The organism is Roseobacter sp. YIN89 (assembly GCF_057219365.1).
The window spans coordinates 766,591-790,184 of sequence record NZ_JBXVVD010000002.1 but is presented as its reverse complement, the minus strand read 5'-3'; the positions used below and the strand labels follow the sequence as shown (position 1 = coordinate 790,184).

The following is a 23,594-nucleotide window of genomic DNA, read 5'->3' as shown; positions in this document are numbered from 1 at the left end:
GGGGCCTGATCTGCAGGAGAGTGGGATGTCTGACGCATTCGCTCAATTTGAACAAAGACTGTCCAGCCTGGAGCGCAAGCACCGCGAGCTTGCTAATGGTTATGTGACCAAGATCAATCCGGACGGGTTGATCGTCGTTGCCCCCAAGCATCCAAAAGGGCCCATGCGTACCCGCATTGCCGTCGGCGTGGTGCTGGGATTCTTCCTGTTTAAATGTGTGACCATGATCCTTGTAGGACCGGCAACTTATGAAAGCCGTCTGGATGCGCTGCGGGACGGCACAGGTCCTGAGCGTTTCGGCGCTTGGATTATGCAGGTCGATCCGATTTCCGGTTATGTAGCGGACACTGCGCGTCAGTGGGCGCGATAGAAATTAGTAACGGTCGGCGTTTGCCGGTCGGTTGAGTACCCGAAAGTCCCTCCAAGGTTTTCGATTGTTAAAAAAAGCCGCGCTCTTCCATTTGGAAGGCGCGGCTTGATTTTTGGTCCGTTGAATTTGGAGCCGCTTGTAGCGCGGCGCAAAAGCTCAGCGATTCATTTCGCTCGATGCAACGCCCTCGATGTCTGCACGGCTCAGGCCGATGTCTTCGAGTTCGCGATCTGTCAGCGCGGTCAGTGCGTTGCGGGTGACGCGGGCGTCATTCCAGGCAACGACAGAAGCGATAACAGCGCCGATTGCTGCAAAGAAACGGCTCGCTGCGGTGGCGGAACCGTAAGTGGTGCGGGAAGTGTCAAAAGTAGCCATTGTAGCCGTCCTTTAGTAGAAGGGTTGACCGGTCATGCCGGTGTGTTGTGAAGCGCATGTAGGATGTGCCTCATTTTTCAGCAAGGTGAAAAAACGCATGATTGATATGCAGTTTTTGCATAGGTGGCTATCTGGGTTAACCCGCCGTAAACACTTGGAAAAATTACGACGACAAGTGTCGAAAACAGACCTCGGAGCGACGGTTTTGAACCACATTTTCGGGCAAACCCGCTCGCGCGGCGTTTGGAGGCTCGAAAACGTATTGCTTGGCGGATGTTCGCCTTTCGTGCTAAACAGCAAAAAAAAGCAAATTTGGTTGGCAGAGCGGGGCGCTAATGCGGGTGATCGGTATTGATCCGGGGTTAAGAAACCTCGGGTGGGGCGTAATTGATGTATCCGGAAGCAGGTTGTCACATGTTGCCAACGGTGTGTGCACGTCGGCGGGAGAAACCCTCGCTGACCGGCTTTTGTCACTTTACACGCAGCTGACGGATATCATGGCGCTGTTCGCCCCGGACACCGCTGCTGTGGAGCAGACCTTTGTGAACAAGGATGGCGCCGGCACGCTAAAGTTGGGGCAGGCGCGTGGGATCGCGATGCTCGTGCCTGCGCAGGCAGGGCTATCGGTCGGCGAATACGCCCCCAACAAAGTCAAGAAAACGGTTGTCGGTGTGGGGCATGCGGACAAGGCACAGGTTCTGCATATGGTGCGCATGCAGCTTCCAGGGATAGAGGTTCAAGGCGCTGATGCGGCTGACGCTTTGGCGATTGCGATTTGTCATGCGCATCATGGCGCGGCCTCAAGGTTCGGCGCCGCTGTTGCGAGGGCGGTCGGATGATCGGCAAGATCAGCGGAAGGCTTGATTACAAGGCAACGGACCACGTGCTCATTGATGTACGGGGTGTGGGATATCTTGTGTTTTGTTCGGATCGTACCCTTGCCGCCCTGCCGGGGCCGGGCGAGGCGGTTGCGCTTTACACCGATCTGGCTGTCCGGGAAGACTTGTTGCAACTTTATGGTTTCCCCACCTTGGTCGAGAAAGAATGGCACCGGTTGCTGACGTCGGTGCAAGGTGTAGGCGCCAAGGCGTCTTTGGCAATCCTTGGCACGTTGGGGGCTGACGGTGTAAGCCGGGCGATTGCCTTGGGCGATTGGGCGTCGGTCAAGGCGGCCAAAGGCGTGGGGCCGAAGATCGCGCAACGGGTCGTGCTTGATTTGAAAGACAAGGCACCGGGTGTCATGGCCATGAGCGGCGGTACCGCCCAGCCGGACGCCGACGCGGTATTGGAGCCTGTGACGGATGTATCCGCAGCCCCGACCACGTCGAGCGCGTCGCTGGCGACAGTATCCGCACAAGCTGAAGCTCTTTCGGCATTGGGTAATCTTGGGTATGGACCGGGTGATGCCGCCAGTGCGGTCGCGCAGGCCTCGGGGGACGTGCCGGAAGCGGATACGCCCGCACTGATCAGAGCGGCGTTGAAACTGCTGGCCCCGAAGCAGTAGACAGGGGCGATCAGTGAAGGAAGCAATGTGAGCGACATCGACCCCACCGTCCGACCAGATGTGCTGCCGGAAGATATGGACCGGGCGCTGCGCCCGCAAATGCTGGATGATTTTGTCGGTCAGGCAGAGGCGCGCGCCAATCTGCGCGTGTTTATCGCATCTGCACGGCAGCGTGGCGAGGCGATGGACCATACGCTGTTTCACGGGCCGCCGGGCTTGGGAAAGACGACGCTTGCGCAAATCATGGCCCGTGAACTCGGGGTCAATTTCCGCATGACAAGTGGCCCTGTACTGGCAAAAGCCGGTGATCTGGCGGCAATCCTGACGAACCTTGATGCACGAGACGTGCTGTTCATCGATGAGATACACCGGCTCAATCCCGCGGTTGAGGAGGTGCTTTATCCGGCGCTGGAAGATTTTGAGCTTGATCTGGTCATCGGAGAAGGACCGGCCGCGCGCACGGTGAGGATCGAATTGCAACCCTTTACGCTTGTGGGGGCGACCACACGTATGGGGTTGCTGACAACCCCGCTGCGGGATCGCTTTGGCATTCCGACCCGGCTGCAGTTCTACACGGAAGATGAGCTTTTCACGATTGTGGATCGTAACGCGCGCAAACTCGGAGCGCCGGCAGACAGTGGCGGTGCCAGAGAGATTGCGCGGCGCGCGCGCGGGACGCCGCGCATTGCAGGGCGCCTGTTACGGCGTGTGGTGGACTTTGCCGTGGTCGAAGGAGACGGTCGTGTGACCCGGGACCTTGCCGATATGGCGCTCACCCGTTTGGGCGTAGACAATCTCGGGCTTGATGGCGCAGACAGGCGTTATCTGTCGCTGATTGCGGAAAATTATGGTGGCGGTCCCGTCGGCGTGGAAACCTTGAGCGCAGCCCTGAGCGAAGCCCGCGATGCGCTCGAAGAGGTTATCGAACCCTATTTGTTGCAGCAGGGCCTGATACAGCGCACCCCGCGCGGCCGCACGCTGGCGCAAAAGGGCTGGTCGCATCTTGGGCTTACCGCGCCCAAGGGCCAGCAAGACCTTTTTGGTTAGCGTGTCTGATATAGTGCCTCCCGCGGGGATATTTTGAGGTCAACGAAACCAATGATGGATAAAAGTGAGGTCGAGGCGCTGTTTACCCGTGGTGACGGCCAATATGCATTCGCACGCTGGGGCCGGCCGATCGCGCCTGTGATATTTGGTGTAACGGACGAGACTTTGTCTGTCGTCAAAGGGGCGCTGGAGGCGGTCATGGTCCTGTCGGGGCACAAGATGTCTGAAACCGATCCTGAGCTTGGCAGCAATTTCATGGTGTTCTTTTTCCGGTCTTGGCAGGAGTTGCCGGAGGTTCCCGGACTGGACCGTCTCATTCCTGATCTGGGGCCGCTGGTGGACCGTCTGGAGAAGAGCGATGCAAACCAGTACCGTATCTTTCGCTTTGATAATTCGGGTGCGATCAAGGCTTGTTTCGTTTTCCTGCGCATGGATTCGCATCTGGAAGCGCTACCGGCGGGAACACTTGCGCTGAGCCAGATTGCCCAATCGGTGTTGCTGTGGTCGGACGTTGCATTCCGCAGTCGTTCGCCTCTGGCGCAGGTGGAGGACAAAACTGTTCTGAGGCCGGATATCGCGGCACTTATCAGGGCAGCCTATGACCCGGTCATGCCGGCGTTTTCGGATGACCCAAGCCATGCGATACGTCTGGCTGCGCGTATCGGGTTGATGCAGTGACAGTTTCCGACGCAATGGTATTTGCAAAGCGCTGGGCCGCTGCGTGGAACAGTCGCGACATCGAGAGCATCCTGATGCATTACGCACCGGATATCGTATTCAGATCGCGTAAGGCGTTGGACCTTGTGGGAACCGGCGAGGTTGTTGGCCTTCAGGCGCTGCGCGCCTATTGGACGCTCGCCTTGTCACGCCAGCCGGATCTACATTTTGAGGTGACGGAAGTTTTCGCCGGTCATGACACGGTCGTGATTACCTATCGCAATCACAAGGGTATCCTTGCGGCCGAGACACTTCAGTTTCGCGAAGATGGGCTGGTGGATCGGGCGTCGGCCTGCCACGCCCCGCTCAAGGAGGAGACATGAGCCACACGTTTCCAATCCGGGTCTTTTATGAAGACACCGACATGGCGGGGATTGTCTATTACGCCAACTATCTGCGCTACATCGAGCGGGCACGCAGCGACTGGGTGCGCCAGATCGGAATTGATCAGCTGGCCATGAAATCGGACGGTGTGGTATTTGCCGTCCGCCGCGTCGAGGCCGATTATCACCTGCCGGCGGTGTTTGATGACCAGTTGGAAGTGCGCACAACCCTGTCTCAGCTGACTGCAGCGCGCATGGTCATGGCGCAAAAGCTCTACCGTGATGACAACTTGTTGTTTGAGGCAGACGTGACGATCGTGTGCATTGGCGCGGGTGGGCGACCCGCCCGTTTGCCAGCAAAACTCCGCTCACTGCCGCTTTCTGCTTCCGGGTAACACCATAGTGATGGCTTTTCGCCTGTTGCTGGTTTAACCTGCAGCCTAATGGAGGTTCAACCAATGAGCCCCGGGTGTATTGAGCAAAGAGCAGGCACATGGAAGCAGAAACGCTGGCAGTGGCGCATGAGATTGATTTCTCATTTTTCGGGTTGTTTGCCCGCGCCACATTAATCGTAAAAATCGTGATGTTAATGTTGATCGTGGCCTCGTTCTGGTCGTGGTCCATAATTGTCATAAAGCTGATGACCTATCGCAAAGCGCGGGCCGAAGCTGCGGCCTTTGATCAGGCGTTCTGGTCGGGTGAGCCACTGGATACACTTTTCCAAACGGTGGGGCCTGCGCCGTCCAATAGTGCAGAGAAGATCTTTGCAGCCGGGATGATGGAATGGGAGCGGTCGCACCGCGAAGATGGCGGGTTGATTGCGGGCGCCACGTCACGGATCGACAGATCAATGGATGTGGCGATCAACAAGGAGGCCGATTACCTGCGCAGCGGGCTGACGGTACTTGCCACAGTTGGATCTTCAGCGCCATTTATCGGCCTGTTCGGCACGGTGATCGGGATCATGAATGCCTTTGTTGAAATTGCCGAGCAGCAGAACACGAACCTTGCCGTCGTGGCCCCGGGGATTGCCGAGGCGTTGCTTGCCACGGGTCTTGGGCTTTTGGCCGCGATCCCTGCGGTGATCTTTTACAACAAGCTCAGCGCGGATGCGGATCGTATTTTGCACGGGTATGAATCCTTTGCAGACGAATTCGCGACCATCCTTAGCCGCCAACTGGACAGCTGACCGATGGGCGCGGGAACCATCCAGAAAGCGGACGGGGGAGGCAAGCGTCGCAGACGGGTGTCGCGGGCGCAGCCAATGGCCGAGATCAACGTTACCCCGTTTGTCGACGTAATGCTGGTATTGCTGATCATATTCATGGTCGCCGCCCCGCTGTTGACTGTCGGTGTGCCGGTCGAATTGCCCAAAACTGCCGCGGGCGCTTTGCCAACCGATCAGGAAGAGCCACTGACCGTCACCATTACGGCAGAAGGTGCGATCCAGATACAGACAACAGAAATTGCCGGAAACGAATTGGTGCCAAAACTGCGTGCGATTGCGGCGGAACGGACATCAGACCGGATTTTCCTCCGCGCCGACGGCGCTGTGCCTTACGCCCGCGTCATGGAGGTGATGGGCGCGTTGAACGCTGGTGGTTTTTCCAACATTGGTTTGGTGACCGATATCGGTGGCCCGACGATGGACGGGCGGCCAGACCCCGCCGCGGCGGATCGGTAGAACCGCGTGCACGCGGGGCATTATATCTCGGGTGCCGGCCACCTTGCTTTGCTGGGGTGGTTGGCCCTTGGTAATGTATTCGCCGCCGAGCCTTTGCCCTTTGAAGCCACGGATGTTGCGGTGATATCGGGTGCCGAATATGAGGCGCTGGTCAATGCAGCACAGCCGCCGCAATCAATCACAGAGGTCGCGCAACCGGCAAGTCCGGACGAAGAGGCAGGCGCGCCCGAGGTGACTTCGGACGTGGATCTGCAACCCAATCTCCAACAACCGCAAGCGGCGGCCTCGCCTGACGCGGAAGCGCCGCCTGATGTATCTGAGATCACACCGCTGCCGCCGCCGGCAGATGTGTCCGATCAGGCGCCGATACTTGCTCTGCCTTCGGCCGAAATCAATGTGGATGTGCCTGAGGTCAGCGACACTCCGGTTCCGGAAGCCGCCGAGCGTGTCGCACCCGAAGCTGTGGCACAACCCGATCCCGAAGCTTTGCCAGATGATGTGGTTCAGGAAGCTGTGGCGCAAGACGACAGGGGCGAGAGCGAGCAGGAGCCCGCAGACGCGACAGCCCCCGAAGCTGCGGCCACCGAAATTGTCACCGAAGCAGAGCGCCCTTCGGCCGCACCGACACGTTCACTACGGCCACCCGCACGGCGACCAGAACCACCTGTGCAAACTGCGGCGCCCGCTCCGGAGTCAACACCGGCTCCGGATGCGCCGCCTGCAACGACAGAAGATGCCGTCAACTCCGCGCTGGCCGAAGCGTTGGGAGGTGACACAGGCACTGCGTCTGTCCCGCAGGGGCCACCTCTGTCTGCGGGCGAGAAGGAAAGCCTGCGCGTGGCGGTATCAAGTTGCTGGAACGTGGGATCACTTTCCACTGATGCGCTGGGAACAACGGTTGTTGTCACGGTTTCCATGACGCAGGATGGCAAACCAGTTGTACCCAGTATTGCGCTGACCTCTTACACGGGTGGTACCGAGGCCGCGGCCCGTCAGGCATTCGAAGCGGCACGGCGTGCGATTATTCGCTGTGGCGCGCGCGGCTACGAACTGCCGGTCGAAAAATATGGGCAGTGGCGCGAAATAGAGATGACGTTCAATCCTGAAAGGATGCGGGTCAAATGAGACTTCTTTCTATCTTTTTATCAGCCTGCATGGCCTTGGGCGCTGTTCACGCCGCGCCGGCATACGCACAAGACGGGCCATTGCGGATCGAAATTACGGAAGGGGTCATCGAGCCGCTGCCCTTTGCGCTGCCCGTTTTCCAAGCAGAGAACGCCGATGCGAGCGGTTTGGCGGCACAGATCAGCCAAGTGATCGCGTCGGACCTGATCGGAACGGGACTGTTTCGTCAAATCAGCAGTGAAGCCTTCATCAGCAACGTCAGTGATTTCAATGCGCCAGTTAAGTTCGCGGACTGGAAAGCGATTAATGCGCAGGCACTGGTTACGGGGGCGGTGTCAGTTCAAGGCAACAGAATGACCGTGAAGTTCCGGCTGTATGACGTGTTTTCCGACGCTGAGATGGGCACCGGCCTTCAATTCAGTGGTACAACCGAAGGGTGGCGCCGCATGGCCCACAAAGTGGCTGATGCAGTTTACAGCCGGATCACAGGTGAGGGCGGATATTTCGATAGCCGGGTTGTCTACGTCTCAGAGACTGGCGCCAAGAACGCGCGTCAAAAACGGTTGGCGATCATGGATTATGATGGTGCAAATGTTCGCTATCTGACGGATAGCAGTTCAATTGTTCTTGCGCCCCGGTTTTCACCTGATGGTAAACGCGTGCTCTACACCAGTTACGAGACGGGGTTCCCGCGCATCTATGTGTTGGATGTGGGTTCCGTTCAGCGCCGCGTGCTGGAAAGCCAGGAAGGAACGATGAGTTTTGCGCCACGCTTTGCGCCTGACGGTGATACGATCGTCTATTCGCTTAGCCAGGGCGGGAACACGGATATTTACGCCATGTCTGTGAGCGGGGGCAATGTTACGCGTCTGACTTCAACGCCTGCCATTGAAACCGCGCCGAGCTTTTCGCCGGACGGCAGCCAGATCGTTTTTGAAAGTGACCGGTCAGGATCGCAGCAGCTGTATGTCATGTCCGCGCGCGGCGGCGAGGCACAGCGGATTTCGTTTGGCCCCGGGCGTTACGGGACACCAGTTTGGTCACCACGCGGCGATCTTATCGCCTTTACCAAGCAGAATGCCGGCCGCTTTCATATCGGTGTGATGCGTACTGACGGGTCAGAAGAACGGCTGTTGACGGCCTCCTTTCTTGACGAGGGACCAACCTGGTCGCCGAACGGCCGCGTCATCATGTTTACCCGCGAAACCCAAGGCGAGGGCGGGCGCAGTTCGCTTTATTCCGTGGACATTACGGGGCGCAATTTGCGCCCGGTGCAAACGCCGGAGGGCGGTTCGGACCCTGCGTGGTCACCGCTGCAGCCGTGATTGTGATGCGTTGGCCCGTTTTCAACGGGCGGGCGCTGTGATATCGTTAACCTAACTATAAAAACCCTTTTGACCAAAAGAGGCAAAGAGCATGAAACTAACGCGAAATATCGTTCTTCTGGTGGCCGGGCTGGCTTTGGCGGCCTGTACAGACCCGGGGCGCTTTGGCGCTGATGGCAGCGGTGCCGGAGGCGTAGGAGCCGGCGGTGGCCCGATCGTTCCGGGGAGCGCGAATGACCCGACTTCTGCGGCGTACTTCAACCAGACAGTTGGCGATCGCGTCCTGTTTGCGGTTGATGAATCCACTTTGTCCGAGGCCGGGCAACTGACCCTGAACGGACAGGCGACATGGCTGACGTCTAATCCGGATTTCACCGCCGTGATAGAAGGTCACGCAGACGAGCAGGGTACACGCGAATATAACGTGGCGCTGGGTGCGCGTCGCGCGAATGCCGTGCGCGAATATCTGGTGTCGCGGGGTGTCGCAGGGAACCGTCTGAGTACTGTCAGTTACGGCAAGGAACGCCCGATTGAGATTTGCAGCAACGAAGCATGCTACGCAAAAAACCGCCGCGCCGTCACCGTGCTGGCCAGTGGTCTGAGCAGCTGATCTGATGCGTGTTCTGACAGCCTTCGCCATGATCGTGGCTCTCTCGCCGTGCGGCGCGGTGGCGCAGAGCGATCAGACCCTTGCGGATATCCGGCAGGAACTCACGGTACTGTACGTTGAGGTGCAACGTTTGCGCCGCGAGCTTTCCACCACTGGAACGGCCTCGGTCCAAACCGGAGGCGAAACCGTACTGGATCGGATGGCTGTGATCGAAAGCGAGTTGCAGCGTCTGACCTCCAAGACCGAAGAGCTTGAATTCCGCGTTAACAGTATTGTCGAGGATGGCACAAACCGGATCGGCGATCTGGAATTCCGTCTCGTCGAATTGGAAGGTGGAGACATCAGCACTTTGGGCGAGACCTCTACCTTGGGCGGTGATCTGCCTGCAGGTGCTGCGACCGGGGGCGATCAGATCGCAGCGGTAACGCCGCCTGCATCGGGTGTCGGTGCGGGCATCGGTGCCGGTGCCATCGCAGGCGGCGGAGTACAGCTTGCAGTGGTCGAAGAAGAAGACTTCAAACGTGCACAATCGGCGCTCGCGGAGGGCCGCTATCAGGAAGCTGCGGATCAGTTCGCGCAATTCTCTGCCAGCTATCCGGGCAGCCCGTTAGCGGCTGGCGCAGAACTGGGCCGCGGCGAAGCACTTGAAGCGCTTGGCAATACCCGCGAAGCGGCGCGTGCTTACCTTGGGAGTTTCAGCGCCGCACCCGAAGGCCCGATTGCGCCGGACGCTTTGCTGCGTCTGGGTCGGAGCCTTGGTGCATTGGGGCAAACAACGGAAGCCTGCGTCACGCTCAGCGAGGTAGGTATCCGGTTCCCGGGCGCGCCCGCTGCAGCACAAGCGGATGAGGCGCGGGCCGCGCTTTCCTGCTCCTGAGGCGATGGCGACGGGGCTTGCTGAGCAGGTTGCGCACCATTTGCCAACTGACCACTCCCAGCCACTTGGCGTTGCCGTCTCGGGCGGCAGCGACTCCCTCGCGCTCTTGCATCTTGTTGCCGACATAGCAAAGCAACGCGGCACCGCCGTGCATGCTGTTACCGTTGATCACGGATTGCGCCCGGAAGCGGCACAGGAAGCGCGGGATGTCGCCGCGCTGTGCGCCCCGCTTGGTGTTTCGCATCAAACCCTTCAGTGGGATGCATGGAAAGGGCAAGGCAACCTGCAAGATGCCGCGCGCCGTGCACGCTATGATCTGATGGCGCATTGGGCAGGCAGCAAAGGCATCAGGCACATTGCGCTGGGACACACGCGCGACGATCAGGCTGAAACTCTTTTGATGCGCCTCGCGCGGGGAGCCGGTGTCGATGGGTTGAGCGCCATGCGTTATGAAAAGCGTGATCGTGAAGTGATCTGGATCAGGCCACTCTTGGACGTCCCGCGGGCGGCGTTGCAGCAAGAGTTGACCCATCGCGGGATCGGATGGGCGCATGACCCGTCAAACGATGACCTGCAGTTCGACCGTATCAAAGCCCGCCGAACCCTGCAGGCGCTTGCGCCGCTAGGCGTGGACGCCGCGGCACTCGCACAGGTCGCAGCCAACATGCAGGCGGCACGGGATGCTTTGGAACACCAGACCCAAGAGGCCGCACGCCGCCTCGTAACGGCGCAGTGTGGCGCCATCCGTATCGACTGGACTGGGCTTTGCGATGCGCCGCGCGATATCCTGCGCCGTGTTGTACTAGCCAGTTTGCGTTGGGTGTCGCGGGCCGAGTACCCGCCGCGCGCGCGTGCGCTGGACGGTGTTTTGGAGCGTCTTACAGAGGCTTCGTCGGCCACGCTTGACGGATGCCTGCTTGTGTTGAAGGGAAACAATCTGTGGATCAGTCGCGAATTGAATGCAATTGAGCGACAATTTGTTCCGCTGGGAAGCACGTGGGACAAGCGCTGGATGCTAGCAGGCGGGGTCGCGCTTTCAGATGGTCGCATTGGTCCTTTGGGCGTGAACGGCTTGGCAGCGTGTGGCGACTGGCGCGCTTTGGGGCTTCCTCGCGCAGTTTTATCTGTCACACCCGCCGTGTGGCAGGGCGAAAATCTTGTTGCCGCCCCTCTGGTAAAAACAGACGGTACATGGCAAGCAGTGCTCAAACGTGACAAGTCGTCCCTGCTCGATGCCGTTTTCGCGCATTGAAGTAGTGCGCTGAGTGTCTATCTTAGGCACAACATGGTATGATACCGATGCGCAATTCGCGCAGTATTAGGAGATTTTCCTTGGGAAATGCACGCAATATCGCCTTTTGGGTTGTTCTGTTTCTGCTGATCCTGGCGCTTTTCAATCTTTTCAGCGGCCCGGGCAGCACAATGCAGAGCCGAGAGATCAGTTATTCGGAATTCGTCAACGCGGTTGAGTCCGGTGAGGTCAGTAATGTGACACTGGATGGAGAGCAGGTGCGCTTTCGCCAGTCTGACGGAACGGATTACGTAACGATCAAGCCAACGGACGCCGAAATCACCGAGTTGTTGATCGCCAATGACATCGCTGTTCGCGCGGAACAGCAGCAGCAATCGGGTTTCCAAACCTTCCTGATGTCGTTGTTGCCATTCCTGCTGTTGATCGGGGTGTGGGTCTATTTCATGAACCGCATGCAAGGCGGCGGCAAAGGTGGCGCGATGGGCTTTGGCAAGTCCAAGGCCAAAATGCTGACCGAAAAGCATGGGCGTGTCACATTTGATGACGTCGCAGGCATCGATGAGGCCAAGGAAGAACTCGAAGAAATCGTCGAGTTTCTGCGCAATCCACAGAAATTCTCGCGGCTTGGCGGCAAGATTCCGAAAGGTGCGCTTCTAGAGGGCCCTCCCGGCACCGGTAAGACGCTTTTGGCCAGAGCCATCGCGGGTGAGGCTGGTGTGCCATTCTTCACTATTTCCGGTTCTGATTTTGTGGAAATGTTTGTTGGTGTTGGTGCGTCTCGCGTGCGTGACATGTTCGAGCAGGCGAAAAAGAACGCGCCTTGCATCGTGTTTATCGACGAAATTGACGCCGTGGGCCGGCACAGGGGTGCAGGCTATGGCGGCGGTAATGACGAGCGGGAACAGACGCTCAACCAGTTGCTGGTAGAGATGGATGGTTTCGAGGCCAATGAGGGCGTCATCATCATCGCTGCGACCAACCGGAAAGATGTGCTTGACCCTGCGCTGCTGCGCCCGGGCCGGTTTGACCGGCAGGTCACCGTGGGCAATCCCGACATCAAAGGCCGTGAGAAAATCCTTGGTGTACACGCCAGAAAGACCCCGCTTGGTCCTGACGTGGACCTGCGCATCATTGCGCGCGGCACCCCCGGTTTCTCCGGTGCGGATCTTGCCAACCTTGTGAATGAGGCCGCTCTGGGCGCTGCACGTGTTGGTCGGCGTTTCGTCACGATGATCGACTTCGAAAGTGCCAAGGACAAGATCATGATGGGGGCCGAACGCCGCTCCATGGTCATGACGCCAGAGCAAAAAGAGATGACCGCGTATCACGAGGCGGGGCATGCTCTGGTGGGTATCAAGCTGCCGAAATGCGATCCGGTTTACAAAGCCACGATTATTCCGCGTGGTGGTGCTTTGGGTATGGTGATGAGCCTGCCCGAGATGGATCGTCTGAATATGTTCAAGGACGAATGCCACCAGCGTCTTGCGATGACGATGGCCGGTAAAGCGGCCGAAATCATCAAATACGGTGCGGAAGCTGTCTCTAACGGACCTGCGGGCGATATCATGCAAGCCTCCGCACTGGCCCGTGCCATGGTACTGCGCTGGGGTATGTCCGAAAAGGTGGGTAATATTGACTACTCCGAAGCTGCTGAAGGCTATCAGGGGAACACCGCCGGATTTTCGGTCTCTGCCAATACTAAGGAATTGATAGAGGAAGAGGTGCAGCGCTTTATCCAGGAAGGGTACGAGTGGGCCCGCAAAATCATCCTCGAAAACGAAGAGGAGTGGGAGCGGCTTGCTCAAGGTTTGCTCGAGTTTGAAACCCTCACCGGTGACGAGATCAAGCGCGTGATGAATGGCGAGCCACCCGTGCCGCCCGCTGACGAAGAAGACAAGTCAGATAGCGGATCGGCCCCGTCACTAACCGGCATTCCAAAGGCGAAAGCCAAGAAAAAGCCACCGGCCGCCGACGGCGGCATGGAGCCGGAACCTTCTACCTGATCAGCACTTGCTATCTGAAGATCACAGAAAATCATGGGCCCCGCTTCAGCGGGGCCTTTTCTTTCGCCCCTGTCCGGCACAAAATGCACCCCAGAGCTTTCATGAGGGGAGAGCATGCCTGCACTAAAGCCGACAGAATTCAAAGCCGAGGTCGTTTGGCTGGGGCGGGTTGTAGACCAGCAAGAAAACCTCCGTTCGGAGGTTTTGTCTCAGTCAGTCTTGTCCTTCTCCGGTGTTGAAGGCGAGATGCACAGTGGGCTGACACGTCGTGCCTGCAGCCGGACGCTTGCACAGTATCCAAGAGGTACAGAAATCCGCAATGTCCGCCAGTTGACCGTGCTGTCGCAAGAAGATCTCGACGAGATCGCACGGGCAACTGGAGTGGGTGAAATTGACCCTGCGCTTTTGGGGGCCAGCATGGTGATCAAAGGCATTCCCGACTTTACCCATGTGCCACCCTCATCGCGGCTTCAGATGCCCGATGGCGCCTCTCTGGTTGTGGACATGGAAAACCGGCCCTGCACCTACTTGTCACGTGATATCGCCAAAGACCATTCTGTCCTCGGCCATGGTTTCAAACCGGCCGCGGAAAACCGGCGCGGTGTGACAGCTTGGGTAGAGCGGGAAGGACGTGTTCAGCTTGGCGACATCGTCACCTTGCATGTTCCTGATCAGCCCGTTTGGGCCTACCTCGACACAGCGCGTGGGTAACATTCGTTTCCGAAAAGAAACGATTGCGGCCAATGCCGCCGCAACGAGTGTCGAAAATGTCGGAATTGCCCCTCATACCGAACGGCGCACAGATGTATGCAAACACAAGCAACATCGCCAACCGGCGCATCAGGGGATTCTCACATGGCCTTCAAAACCGATATTGAAATTGCGCGCGCAGCCAAGAAACTGCCTATCCAGGAGATTGGTGCAAAGCTGGGCATTTCCAGCGATGACCTGCTGCCCTACGGCCACGACAAGGCAAAGGTCAGTCAGGATTTCATCAACTCGGTACAAGGGAACGCGAATGGCAAACTCATTCTGGTTACTGCGATCAACCCGACGCCTGCTGGCGAAGGCAAGACCACAACAACAGTAGGTCTGGGCGATGGCCTGAATCGCATTGGCAAGAAAGCTGCAGTTTGCATCCGCGAAGCTTCGCTGGGGCCAAACTTCGGCATGAAAGGCGGCGCTGCGGGAGGCGGCAACGCACAGGTCGTACCGATGGAGGAAATGAACCTCCACTTCACGGGCGATTTTCACGCGATCACCTCAGCGCACAACCTGCTGTCGGCGATGATCGACAACCACATTTACTGGGGCAATGAACTGGAGATTGACACCCGCCGTGTTGTCTGGCGCCGCGTGGTTGATATGAACGACCGCGCCTTGCGTACAATCACCGCGTCTCTGGGCGGCGTTGCAAATGGCTTCCCGCGCGAAGCCGGTTTTGACATCACCGTTGCGTCCGAGGTGATGGCGATCCTGTGTCTGGCCAAAGATCTGGCTGACCTGCAAAAACGACTGGGCGACATGATCGTTGCCTACCGTCGCGATAGATCTCCGGTCTACGCGCGCGACATCAAGGCAGATGGCGCAATGACCGTACTGCTGAAGGACGCCATGCAGCCAAACCTTGTGCAGACACTGGAAAATAACCCAGCCTTCGTGCATGGCGGTCCGTTCGCGAACATCGCACATGGGTGCAACTCGGTAATCGCCACGACCACAGCGCTGAAATTGGCCGATTACGTGGTGACAGAGGCCGGATTTGGTGCCGACCTTGGTGCCGAGAAATTCCTGAACATCAAGTGCCGTAAGGCCGGGTTGGCCCCGTCATGCGTCGTGGTCGTCGCAACCGTTCGTGCAATGAAGATGAACGGCGGCGTGGCCAAGGCAGACTTGGGAGCGGAGAATGTCGAAGCCGTCAAGAAGGGTTGCCCGAACCTTGGTCGCCACATTGAGAACGTCAAATCGTTTGGCGTGCCAGTTGTCGTCGCGATTAACCATTTTGTCACGGACACAGACGCCGAAGTGCAGGCGGTCAAGGACTATGTGGCCGAGCATGGTTCCGAAGCGATCTTGTCGCGGCACTGGGAGCTGGGATCGGAAGGTTCGGCAGATCTCGCGACCAAGGTGGCAGAGATTGCAGATGCAGATATGGCGAATTTTGCACCCATCTATGCCGATGAGATGAGCCTGTTTGACAAGATCGACACAATCGCCAAGCGGATCTATCGCGCTGATGAGGTTCTGATGGACCAAAAACTGCGTAATCAGCTGAAAGACTGGGAAGCGCAGGGTTATGGTAACCTTCCTGTTTGTATGGCGAAAACACAGTACAGCTTTACAACTGATCCTGATCGCCGTGGCGCACCCAATGGCTTTTCCGTACCGGTCCGTGAGGTGCGCCTGAGTGCAGGGGCCGGGTTTGTCGTCGCAATCTGCGGTGAGATCATGACCATGCCCGGTTTGCCGCGCGTACCATCAGCAGAGGCCATTAAGCTCAACGCCGACGGCGACGTCGAAGGTCTCTTCTAAGCCAGGTTGAGACAACAGCGCCATCGGGCAATTTGCTTGCCCTTGGCCACTTCCCGCCGCTAGCCTGCCGAATGACCTGAAGGAAGGAATGCACCTATGATCAGAATGATTTCCCTGTTGGCGGCTGTGATGATGGCAACCGTGGCGACCGCCGAAGAACGGTACGAGGGCTACTATTACCCCGAGATCACTTCGGAAGAGAATTTTGACCGGGTCGTGCGGGCCAGCCAGGGTGCTGGCAAAGCCGTACGCATCGATTTTGTCAATGTGCTGACCTCCGCACAACTCGAAGCACCGGAAAGCCCTCGTTTCGTGTTCTTTTCAAAAGGTTCGGATTCAAAAACCCTGATCCTCGTTGCCCTTGACGACGAAGTATTCAAAACCCCTTACCGGGCGCGTGCCATTCTTGCCCAACTCACTGTAAGCGTCAGAAAAGGCGGATTTTTCCGCGAAGAAGAGTTGCAGTACGTAGCGACGTTCTTCGATCTATTGCAACTGATGCAATTCGATGAGTTGGTGATCAGCGATGGCGAGAACTGGGCGCATCGGGTCAACTTTGTGAGACAGTAGGATGAAAGACATGTCAGCCACCCTGATCGACGGAAAAGCCTTTGCAGCGCGTGTACGCGAGCATGTTGCCGTGCACGTATCCCGCCTGAAAGAAGAGCATGGGATCACCCCCGGGCTGGCTGTCGTGCTGGTGGGTGAAGATCCTGCCAGTCAGGTATACGTGCGGTCCAAAGGCAAGCAGACTGTTGAGGCTGGCATGAAGTCGGTGGAGCACAAGCTGGACGTCGACACGTCTGAGGCTGATTTGCTGGCAGTGATCGAGCAGTTGAACACTGATCCCGAAATACACGGCATTCTCGTGCAGTTGCCGTTGCCGGATCATCTTGATGAGGACTTGGTGATCAACAGTATTTCTCCCGCTAAGGATGTGGACGGCTTTCACATTTCCAACGTAGGGCTGTTGGGAACTGGGCAGAAAAGCATGGTCCCATGCACGCCGCTGGGATGTCTGATGATGCTGCGGGATCATCACGGGTCACTTTCTGGCATGGATGCCGTGGTTATCGGGCGGAGCAACATTGTGGGCAAGCCCATGGCGCAACTGCTGTTGGGGGATAGCTGCACTGTGACCATCGCGCACTCTCGCACCAAGGACTTGGCAGAAGTGGTGCGGCGCGCTGATATCGTGGTCGCAGCTGTTGGCCGCCCAGAGATGGTTCCCGGCGACTGGATCAAGCCCGGCGCCACTGTCATCGATGTTGGTATCAACCGGCTCGACGCGCCGGAGCGTGGCGAGGGCAAGACACGACTGGTTGGTGACGTGGATTTCGAAAGCTGCGCAGCCAACGCCGGCGCGATAACCCCGGTGCCTGGCGGTGTTGGGCCGATGACCATCGCATGCCTGCTGGCCAATACGGTTACTGCCTGTTGCCGGGCCAACGGGCTGGCAGAGCCAGAGGGGCTTACTGCCTGAAGCCGGCAAGGGGCTGGTTGGGCCCCATATCTTCTTTGGTCCGCGAGAACCGGTTCGCTTGCGTTTTTGCAGTGACATCTGACCTTTTTAGGCGCAGGCAACGTGATCTCAGACGGGCCGATGGGCGCTTGGGTCGTTGTCTTTTAAGCGGGTACGGGGACCATTGTGCCTTGAATGACGGCGATAAGCGTCTCATTGCCTTTGTCGCGGGCGTAGACATCTGCTGCCACCACAACGAGGCGTCGCCCCGGTTTTATCACTCGTCCGCGTGCAACCAACAAATCACCACGAGCAGGTGCGAGCAGGTTGATCTTTAACTCCGCCGTTACAACTTCGCTTTCCATCGGGAGCATGGTCAGCGCTGCATAACCCGCAGCACTGTCTCCGATAGAGAAAGTCAGCCCTGCATGACCAAAGCCTTGCTGTTGCAAGCTGCCAGGTAAGAGGGGCGCGGTGATCTCGACATCTTGATCTGCGACGCGGGAAAGCTTCGCGCCAAGAGTCGTCATCATGCTCTGCGCGGCGAAGCTCTTTTCGATACGGGTGCGAGCCTCTGGATCCATCTCCGTCTCCTAACGTGGCATAGGAATGCAGGTAGGCACAGGTCCGGTCAGGATGGCAAGAGCACGTGCCCCCATCAATGCGTCAAGCTGCGCGTGATTGCTGTGTAGCCCGCCGGTGAATGTACCGTAAGCGGGCAGAATAAGTCGTGTTTCATCGACCAGAAACGCGGGGCGGGTGATGGTGCGGCCACGGGTGATGAGCCGTGCTTTGGGGTGATAATGACCCGAAATTTCACCCTTGGCGTCAGGGGTCGCGATGTGGCGGAACGTCAGCGTGTCGCGGATCAGTTCCGCAAGATGCGTGCCGCCGAATTCCACAGGGCCAGGATCGTGATTTCCTTCAATCCAGATCCATTCGCGACCAGCTTGGAGGCGGGCAATCCATAGCTTTTCTTCCTCGGGAAGTGCATCTGCGGCTGTCAGGTCGTCAAAGCTGTCCCCGAGGCAAACGACAGTTTTTGCCTTGGTTGCTTCAAGGTCATGGCTCAACCGGCCGAGGGTATCACGGGTCTCGTAGGGCGGCAGAGACTGACCGCTGCGTCGGGCTACCCGTTCCGCTTTACCCAGATGCAGGTCAGATACACAGAGCAAGCCACGGGATCGCCACCAGAGCGCACCAGAGGACAGGGCGCTCAGGGTGGCGCCGCAAAAGGTGAATTCGTGCCGGTTCATGGTTTGTTCGTGCATGGTGCCTCTACATTGCGCTGCGCGCGCAAATTGGCAAGGGGCCTACCACCCAACACGCCACTTCGGGGTCGCGCTTGGTGGCGGCGTGATCGTTGCAAGGCCCGAACTTTGCATCAGCCTATCCGCCTCTTCGGCGAGCAGCCGTTCCTCTGCAGCCCCCTTGACCGGCACCCGCCCCATTTCCAGCAACATGGGTGCCGCCAGCGGGCTGACACGGGGAAGTATCTTGTGATCGATACGCCCTGCGACCCGCTGCGCCATTTCCTCGATGCGGCCAAAATCCACTAACCCGCGATGTGCCTCTTCCCGGGTGATGTCAAGCAGCAGGTGGTCCGGGTCATACTTCTGCAAGGTATCATAGAGAATATCAGAGCTGAACGTCGCCTGTCGTCCGGTCTTGCGTGCCTGCGGCGAGTTGCGCTGGATGAGCCCCGCGATAGTTGCAGCGGCGCGGAATGTCCGTTTCATGACAGCGTTGCCCGCCAACCATGTCTCTAGCCCATCGCGCAGGTTGTCGATTTCGAACAAGGGCGCGGGGTCCTGCACCTCGTCCAGCCCCCAGATCAGGGTCGCATAATCGGTTGCGACGAACCCTAGCGGGTTGAGGCCGAGTTCTTCCATACGTTTGGTTAGCAAAAGCCCAAGCGTCTGCTGGCCGTTGCGTCCCGCAAAGCCGTAGATCGCGGTTTGAGCGCGCCCGTCGTGCGGAAAGCTTTCGATGAGCAGTCGACCGGGTTTTGGCAACTGGCTGAAGTCGCGCTGAAGTTTCAGCCAGTCCGCTGTATGTGCCGGCAGCTCCGGCCATGATTTTTGCTGGAAAATGCCTACAACGCGGGCACTTAACTGCGTGGAGGTTGCAAATTTGGTGCCGAGAAACGTGGCAACCTTCGGCTTTTTCGCGGCGTTCCGGCTGACTTCGACTGTCATTTCGCGCAAGCCTTCGTAGCGCACGATCTGACCGCCGATCAGAAAGGTATCGCCCGGTGTCAGCGTTGCGGCAAATCCCTCTTCGACTTCGCCCAACGGCTTGCCGCCGCGATTGCGTTTCAAGCGCACCTTGAGTGTGTCGGTGTCCTGAATGGTGCCGATATTCATTCGGATCTGCCGGGCGGCGCGAGGGTCGCGCAGTTGCCAACACCCGTCATCGCGCTGGATCAGCCGTTTCCATTGATCGTAGGCCCGCAGGGCGTACCCACCGGTAGCGCAAAAATCCAGACAATCATCAAACTCGGCTTGCGACAGAGAGGCATAAGCGCCAACGGTCACGACTTCTTTGTACAAGGTCTCGGCGTCGAAAGGACCGGCGCATGCGGTGATGAGAATGTGTTGGCAGAGAACGTCGCGGGGTCCGCGCCCGCGCGGGTCACCGTCGAGGTCGCCGGCGCGCACCGCATCGAGGGCTGCGCGGCATTCGACAACTTCAAAACGGTTCGCAGGCACCAGCAGCGCCTTGGAAGGGGCATTGTAGCGGTGGTTGGCCCGCCCTATCCGTTGGACCAGACGTTTGACGTTCTTGGGCGCGCCGATCTGGATCACCAAGTCGACATCCCCCCAATCTATCCCGAGATCGAGGCTTCCTGTACAGACGATTGCGCGCAGGTCACCGCGCACCATGGCGGCCTCGACGCGTTCTCTTTGCGTGCGGTCAAGAGACCCATGGTGGATGCCGATGGGCAGGCTTTCTTCATTTGCCAGCCACAGGTTGTGGAAGAAGATTTCGGCCTGCGCCCGGGTATTATGGAAAATAAGGGTGGTGGTATGGTTTTTGACTTCCTCCAACACTGCTGGAATGGCGTATGCGGCGTTTCCACCCGACCACGGTGGCGCTTCGTCTGTGGTTAACATTGAAATGTCCGGAGCGGGGCCGGGGTCCGCCATCAGGATCTCACACGGGTCAGGGTGGCGCGCAAGCAGGTGCGCAATGGCGGCTGGATCTTCGACTGTCGCAGACAGGCCCACGCGTTTGAGTTCCGGGCACATACCCTGCAACCGTCCGAGAGCAAGCAACAGTTGATCGCCTCGCTTGCTCTCGGCCAACGCGTGAATCTCATCGATGATCACCCGTTTGATACCTTGAAATATGCGAGGTGCGTCTTCGTATGACGTGAGCAGGGCGAGGCTTTCAGGGGTGGTCAGCAGGATGTGTGGCGGATCTGCGCGTTGTCGTTTCTTACGGTTCGCCGACGTGTCGCCGGTTCGGTCTTCTATCCGGATGGGCAGGCCCATTTCGGTCACCGGGGTGGTAAGATTCCGCTTGATATCCGCTGCCAGTGCTTTCAGGGGAGAAATGTACAAAGTGTGCAAGCCGACATGCGGTTTTTGTGCAAGATCGACCAGAGTTGGTAGAAAACCTGCAAGTGTCTTGCCGCCCCCAGTGGGTGCTATTAGCAGCAGTGCCGGTGCTTCAGCGCGCGCCAGCATTTGTTCTTGGTGCGGATGGATTGACCATCCACGGCTGTCAAACCACTGCACGAAACTGTCAGGTAGGTGAACCATGTAAAAGAAGATAGCGGATGTGTGGCTAGGGGCCAGCCCCCAGACATCCCGGGATGTTTCAGAAGAGCAGAAAGCTGTGGATGACAACAAGTTGGTCAGCAAGGATTTCGTAAGGAGTCACGTGTATCGCTACGACACACCGGTACGGTATTTGGAGAACGGAATGCGGTATTTGTTGAGTAGTCTGAAGCGTGGCATGACCGTATCCGTCATGGTCCCATTAGTATTCGCCTGCGTCGTTTCGGCGGTTCTGATGATCAGTCAGGGGCGTGAGTTTCTGAGCGCGCGAAGTGTCTTTCAGCAAAAGGAGCTTATCTCGTCAATGAGTGCGCTTATTCACGAGCAGCAGAAAGAACGCGGCGCAACGAGTGTCTTTCTCAGCAGTGAAGGCGCGCGATTTGAAAGTGAGTTAGCCGAACAGCGCCGATTGACAGATCAGGCGGCGGCGGCATTTCTGACAGACTTTAAACAGCTTGGTCGTCAGGTGGAAGATGAATTGGGGAAGGTTTTGCAGCGGGTTTCAGCAGGGCTGGACAACCGCGCGTCTTTGCGTGCTTCAGTTGACAGCTTAGCAATCGCCACGCCGGATGCGTTGGGGCATTATACCGTGCACAACGCTGACATGATGGAGGCAATCGGGCGAATTGGCGGGTTTTCAAAAAACCGTCTTATCGCCAGCGAAGTTGCTGCATTGGAAGCCCTTTTAACCGTCAAAGAGTTTTCCGGTATAGAACGGGCAATCGGTTCGGGAGGCTATGCTGCCGGGCAATTTACGATCGACCGGTTGTTGTTGATGCAAGAGTTGCTTACGCGCCAGAGCGTTGCAATCTCGCGGTTTGAAAAGCTCGCGAGGCCAAGTTGGGTGCAGACATTGCGTGACATTGATGCTTTGCCCGCAACGGATGATGTTCGCCGGATGCGTTCAATCGCCATACAGTCAGTCGAGACCGGCGATTTGCAAGGCGCCAGTGCACAGGATTTTTTTGGTGCAACTACTGTGCGGATTAATGCTTTCAAGGAACTTGAAGATGCCTTGATTGCCGAGGTGACTGCGGCGAGCAAAACAGTTCTGACACGAACTGCCTCTGTGTTTGCTCTGGTTGCCGCAGGAGTACTTATTGCTTTCGGCGGGGCACTGTTTTTGATGTGGTTCATCACCCGCAACATGTTGCAGTCGGTTCGAAAAATATCTGATGCAGGCGACCGATTGGCGCGTGGGGAAGAAGACGCTGTATTGCCGAACGACAGCCCCGTGGAGTTGGGACGGATTGTGTGGTCGATCAATCATTTCCGTGAAAGCGTAATTCAAGCCAAGGAAAGAGAGAAAGAATCGATCGCAGTGCGTCGCGAGTCCGAAGAAGCGGTACGGGCGGAGAAGGAAGCGCATCAACTGGCGGAAACCAAGCGCGCGGAGAAAGAGGCACGTGCCGCGCGAGAAGAGCAAGCACAAATGAACGCCTACGTTTCAGAGCTTTCTCAGATGGTAAATTCTTGTGCAAAGGGGGATTTCAGCCAACGGTTGTCCGTCGAGGGAAAAACCGGCGCGCTGGCAGAGATCACGGATGGGTTGAACCGGATCAGCGAAGGTGTGGCGACCAGCCTTGAAGAGATAAAGCAGGCGCTGGCACATATGGCACAAGGAGATATGACCTATCAACTTGACGGTAACTTTGAAGGTATCTTTGCGGAAATATCAGATGCGGTGAAGGATGCGACGAGCAATATGTCGTCCACATTGGCACGGGTCACACAAGGCACCGAAACCGTTAGCACGTCATCTAACCAAATTGCCGGTGCCACACGGGATTTGTCGCAACGCTCTGACGAGAACGCCAAAATGCTGCGCGAAACGGCAAAAGCCATAGAGGACATGTCCAAACTGGTTCAATCTGCGGTGCAATCTTCGCAAGATGTGCGAAATAATGCCGTACAGGTTTCGGGAAGTGCAGCCCAAGAAAGCAAAGTGGCCGCGGAAACAATCGAGGCGATGGAGGCGATAAAAACCTCTTCGGAAGGCATCGTGAAAATTCTGGGTGTGATTGATGAAATCGCGTTTCAGACGAATCTGCTGGCATTGAACGCAGGCGTAGAAGCTGCGCGTGCCGGCGAGGCCGGTCGCGGGTTTGCCGTGGTCGCCACTGAAGTACGCGCGCTCGCGCAGCGTAGCGCCGAAGCTGGGAACGAAATCGCGTCATTGGTTGAGGCGTCAGCTGAAAACGTGCAGCGTGGTGTTGAAATGGTGGATCAAACTGCGAACTCGCTAAACACCGTTGTCGAGGAAATGCGCGGTATTTCTGAACAGATTGGCGAAATCACAACGACCTTCGAACATGCAGGTAGAAATATTGACCAAGTCGCCGAAGCGACGGAAGCGCTGGACCGTTCAACACAGCGAAATGTCTCAATGATCGACGAAGCGCACCAATCCGCCCAAGTTCTGGATCAAGAAGCGCAAGCATTGAAAACGCAGGTGGAAACATTCCGCGTTGAAGGCAATGCGACGAGCGCATCCAGGCATCGTGCTGTGGCTTAGTGTTTTGCGTAAAAGGTATATGTGCGGCTTGAATTGTGAAGCGCGTTTGTACTGGTTTAATGAAAAGGCAATTGAGACGTAAGCGCGC

The 23,594-nt window shown here is 57.8% G+C and carries 24 protein-coding genes; 20 read left to right on the top strand and 4 right to left on the bottom strand.

The genetic code is table 11. From position 1 onward, the window contains the following. The first annotated feature begins 25 nt into the window (after nt 1-25). Entirely contained in the window at nt 26-370 is a 345-nt protein-coding gene (locus AC2D8V_RS10025) for a hypothetical protein (RefSeq protein ID WP_484733385.1), read from the top strand. 156 nt (nt 371-526) lie between these two features. Here AC2D8V_RS10025 and AC2D8V_RS10020 read toward each other — a convergent pair whose 3' ends face one another. After that, on the bottom strand, nt 527-745 hold the full coding sequence (locus tag AC2D8V_RS10020; protein ID WP_484733384.1) for a DUF1127 domain-containing protein: 219 nt from the start codon (nt 743-745) through the stop codon (nt 527-529). Between the two features lie 335 nt (nt 746-1,080). On the opposite strand from AC2D8V_RS10020, the gene ruvC reads away from it, so the two are divergent. The 18 genes from ruvC to folD all read left to right on the top strand — a co-directional run bounded on the left by ruvC (nt 1,081) and on the right by folD (nt 17,227). Next, nucleotides 1,081-1,584: a crossover junction endodeoxyribonuclease RuvC gene (ruvC, locus tag AC2D8V_RS10015; RefSeq protein ID WP_484733383.1), complete on the top strand. Its 504-nt coding sequence runs from the start codon at nt 1,081-1,083 to the stop codon at nt 1,582-1,584. Further along, complete coding sequence (gene ruvA / locus AC2D8V_RS10010; protein ID WP_484733382.1) at nt 1,581-2,249, top strand: Holliday junction branch migration protein RuvA; 669 nt, start codon at nt 1,581-1,583, stop codon at nt 2,247-2,249. Before ruvC ends, ruvA begins: the two co-directional genes overlap by 4 nt. Nucleotides 2,250-2,276: 27 nt before the next feature. Further along, the gene (gene ruvB / locus AC2D8V_RS10005) at nt 2,277-3,296 is read left to right on the top strand and encodes a Holliday junction branch migration DNA helicase RuvB (RefSeq protein WP_484733381.1); all 1,020 of its coding nucleotides are present in this window, start codon (nt 2,277-2,279) and stop codon (nt 3,294-3,296) included. A gap of 51 nt (nt 3,297-3,347) precedes the next feature. Further along, nucleotides 3,348-3,974, top strand: a complete 627-nt coding sequence (locus AC2D8V_RS10000; protein ID WP_484733380.1) for a hypothetical protein — start codon at nt 3,348-3,350, stop codon at nt 3,972-3,974. After that, nucleotides 3,971-4,336, top strand: coding sequence for a nuclear transport factor 2 family protein (locus tag AC2D8V_RS09995; protein ID WP_484733379.1), 366 nt, complete (start codon nt 3,971-3,973; stop codon nt 4,334-4,336). The genes AC2D8V_RS10000 and AC2D8V_RS09995 overlap by 4 nt, the downstream gene beginning before the upstream one ends. Then, a complete protein-coding gene (ybgC, locus tag AC2D8V_RS09990; RefSeq protein WP_484733378.1) occupies nt 4,333-4,731 on the top strand; it encodes a tol-pal system-associated acyl-CoA thioesterase in 399 nt (132 codons plus the stop codon). Before AC2D8V_RS09995 ends, ybgC begins: the two co-directional genes overlap by 4 nt. A 98-nt stretch (nt 4,732-4,829) precedes the next feature. After that, on the top strand, nt 4,830-5,525 hold the full coding sequence (gene tolQ / locus AC2D8V_RS09985) for a protein TolQ (RefSeq protein ID WP_484733377.1): 696 nt from the start codon (nt 4,830-4,832) through the stop codon (nt 5,523-5,525). A 3-nt stretch (nt 5,526-5,528) separates the two neighbouring features. Beyond that, nucleotides 5,529-6,020: a protein TolR gene (gene tolR / locus AC2D8V_RS09980; RefSeq protein WP_484733376.1), complete on the top strand. Its 492-nt coding sequence runs from the start codon at nt 5,529-5,531 to the stop codon at nt 6,018-6,020. Nucleotides 6,021-6,026: 6 nt separating this feature from the next. Further along, a complete protein-coding gene (locus AC2D8V_RS09975; RefSeq protein ID WP_484733375.1) occupies nt 6,027-7,145 on the top strand; it encodes an energy transducer TonB in 1,119 nt (372 codons plus the stop codon). Next, the gene (tolB, locus tag AC2D8V_RS09970) at nt 7,142-8,470 is read left to right on the top strand and encodes a Tol-Pal system beta propeller repeat protein TolB (protein WP_484733374.1); all 1,329 of its coding nucleotides are present in this window, start codon (nt 7,142-7,144) and stop codon (nt 8,468-8,470) included. Before AC2D8V_RS09975 ends, tolB begins: the two co-directional genes overlap by 4 nt. A gap of 91 nt (nt 8,471-8,561) precedes the next feature. Beyond that, nucleotides 8,562-9,080, top strand: coding sequence for a peptidoglycan-associated lipoprotein Pal (pal, locus tag AC2D8V_RS09965; protein WP_484733373.1), 519 nt, complete (start codon nt 8,562-8,564; stop codon nt 9,078-9,080). 4 nt (nt 9,081-9,084) lie between these two features. After that, nucleotides 9,085-9,957: a tol-pal system protein YbgF gene (ybgF, locus tag AC2D8V_RS09960; RefSeq protein WP_484733372.1), complete on the top strand. Its 873-nt coding sequence runs from the start codon at nt 9,085-9,087 to the stop codon at nt 9,955-9,957. Between the two features lie 4 nt (nt 9,958-9,961). Beyond that, nucleotides 9,962-11,209, top strand: a complete 1,248-nt coding sequence (tilS, locus tag AC2D8V_RS09955; protein WP_484733371.1) for a tRNA lysidine(34) synthetase TilS — start codon at nt 9,962-9,964, stop codon at nt 11,207-11,209. Between the two features lie 80 nt (nt 11,210-11,289). Beyond that, the gene (gene ftsH, locus AC2D8V_RS09950) at nt 11,290-13,212 is read left to right on the top strand and encodes an ATP-dependent zinc metalloprotease FtsH (RefSeq protein ID WP_484733370.1); all 1,923 of its coding nucleotides are present in this window, start codon (nt 11,290-11,292) and stop codon (nt 13,210-13,212) included. A gap of 114 nt (nt 13,213-13,326) precedes the next feature. Then, nucleotides 13,327-13,923, top strand: coding sequence for an MOSC domain-containing protein (locus AC2D8V_RS09945; protein WP_484733369.1), 597 nt, complete (start codon nt 13,327-13,329; stop codon nt 13,921-13,923). 144 nt (nt 13,924-14,067) lie between these two features. Then, complete coding sequence (locus AC2D8V_RS09940) at nt 14,068-15,744, top strand: formate--tetrahydrofolate ligase (RefSeq protein ID WP_484733368.1); 1,677 nt, start codon at nt 14,068-14,070, stop codon at nt 15,742-15,744. A gap of 96 nt (nt 15,745-15,840) precedes the next feature. Beyond that, nucleotides 15,841-16,314, top strand: coding sequence for a hypothetical protein (locus AC2D8V_RS09935; RefSeq protein WP_484733367.1), 474 nt, complete (start codon nt 15,841-15,843; stop codon nt 16,312-16,314). Nucleotides 16,315-16,324: 10 nt separating this feature from the next. Beyond that, entirely contained in the window at nt 16,325-17,227 is a 903-nt protein-coding gene (folD, locus tag AC2D8V_RS09930) for a bifunctional methylenetetrahydrofolate dehydrogenase/methenyltetrahydrofolate cyclohydrolase FolD (protein WP_484733366.1), read from the top strand. A gap of 143 nt (nt 17,228-17,370) precedes the next feature. On the opposite strand, the gene AC2D8V_RS09925 is transcribed toward folD, so the two are convergent. Genes AC2D8V_RS09925 through AC2D8V_RS09915 form a run of 3 tightly spaced genes read right to left on the bottom strand, consistent with a single transcriptional unit; the run spans nt 17,371 to nt 20,973 of the window. Then, the gene (locus tag AC2D8V_RS09925; RefSeq protein WP_484733365.1) at nt 17,371-17,790 is read right to left on the bottom strand and encodes a PaaI family thioesterase; all 420 of its coding nucleotides are present in this window, start codon (nt 17,788-17,790) and stop codon (nt 17,371-17,373) included. A gap of 9 nt (nt 17,791-17,799) precedes the next feature. Then, a complete protein-coding gene (gene pdeM, locus AC2D8V_RS09920; protein WP_484733892.1) occupies nt 17,800-18,462 on the bottom strand; it encodes a ligase-associated DNA damage response endonuclease PdeM in 663 nt (220 codons plus the stop codon). A gap of 57 nt (nt 18,463-18,519) precedes the next feature. Continuing rightward, nucleotides 18,520-20,973 (bottom strand): ligase-associated DNA damage response DEXH box helicase, encoded by a 2,454-nt coding sequence (locus tag AC2D8V_RS09915; protein ID WP_484733364.1) that lies wholly within the window; start codon nt 20,971-20,973, stop codon nt 18,520-18,522. A 121-nt stretch (nt 20,974-21,094) separates the two neighbouring features. On the opposite strand from AC2D8V_RS09915, the gene AC2D8V_RS09910 reads away from it, so the two are divergent. Then, nucleotides 21,095-23,506 carry a methyl-accepting chemotaxis protein gene (locus tag AC2D8V_RS09910; protein ID WP_484733363.1) on the top strand — a complete coding sequence of 804 codons (2,412 nt, stop codon included), beginning with the start codon at nt 21,095-21,097 and terminating at the stop codon, nt 23,504-23,506. Nucleotides 23,507-23,594 lie beyond the last annotated feature (88 nt).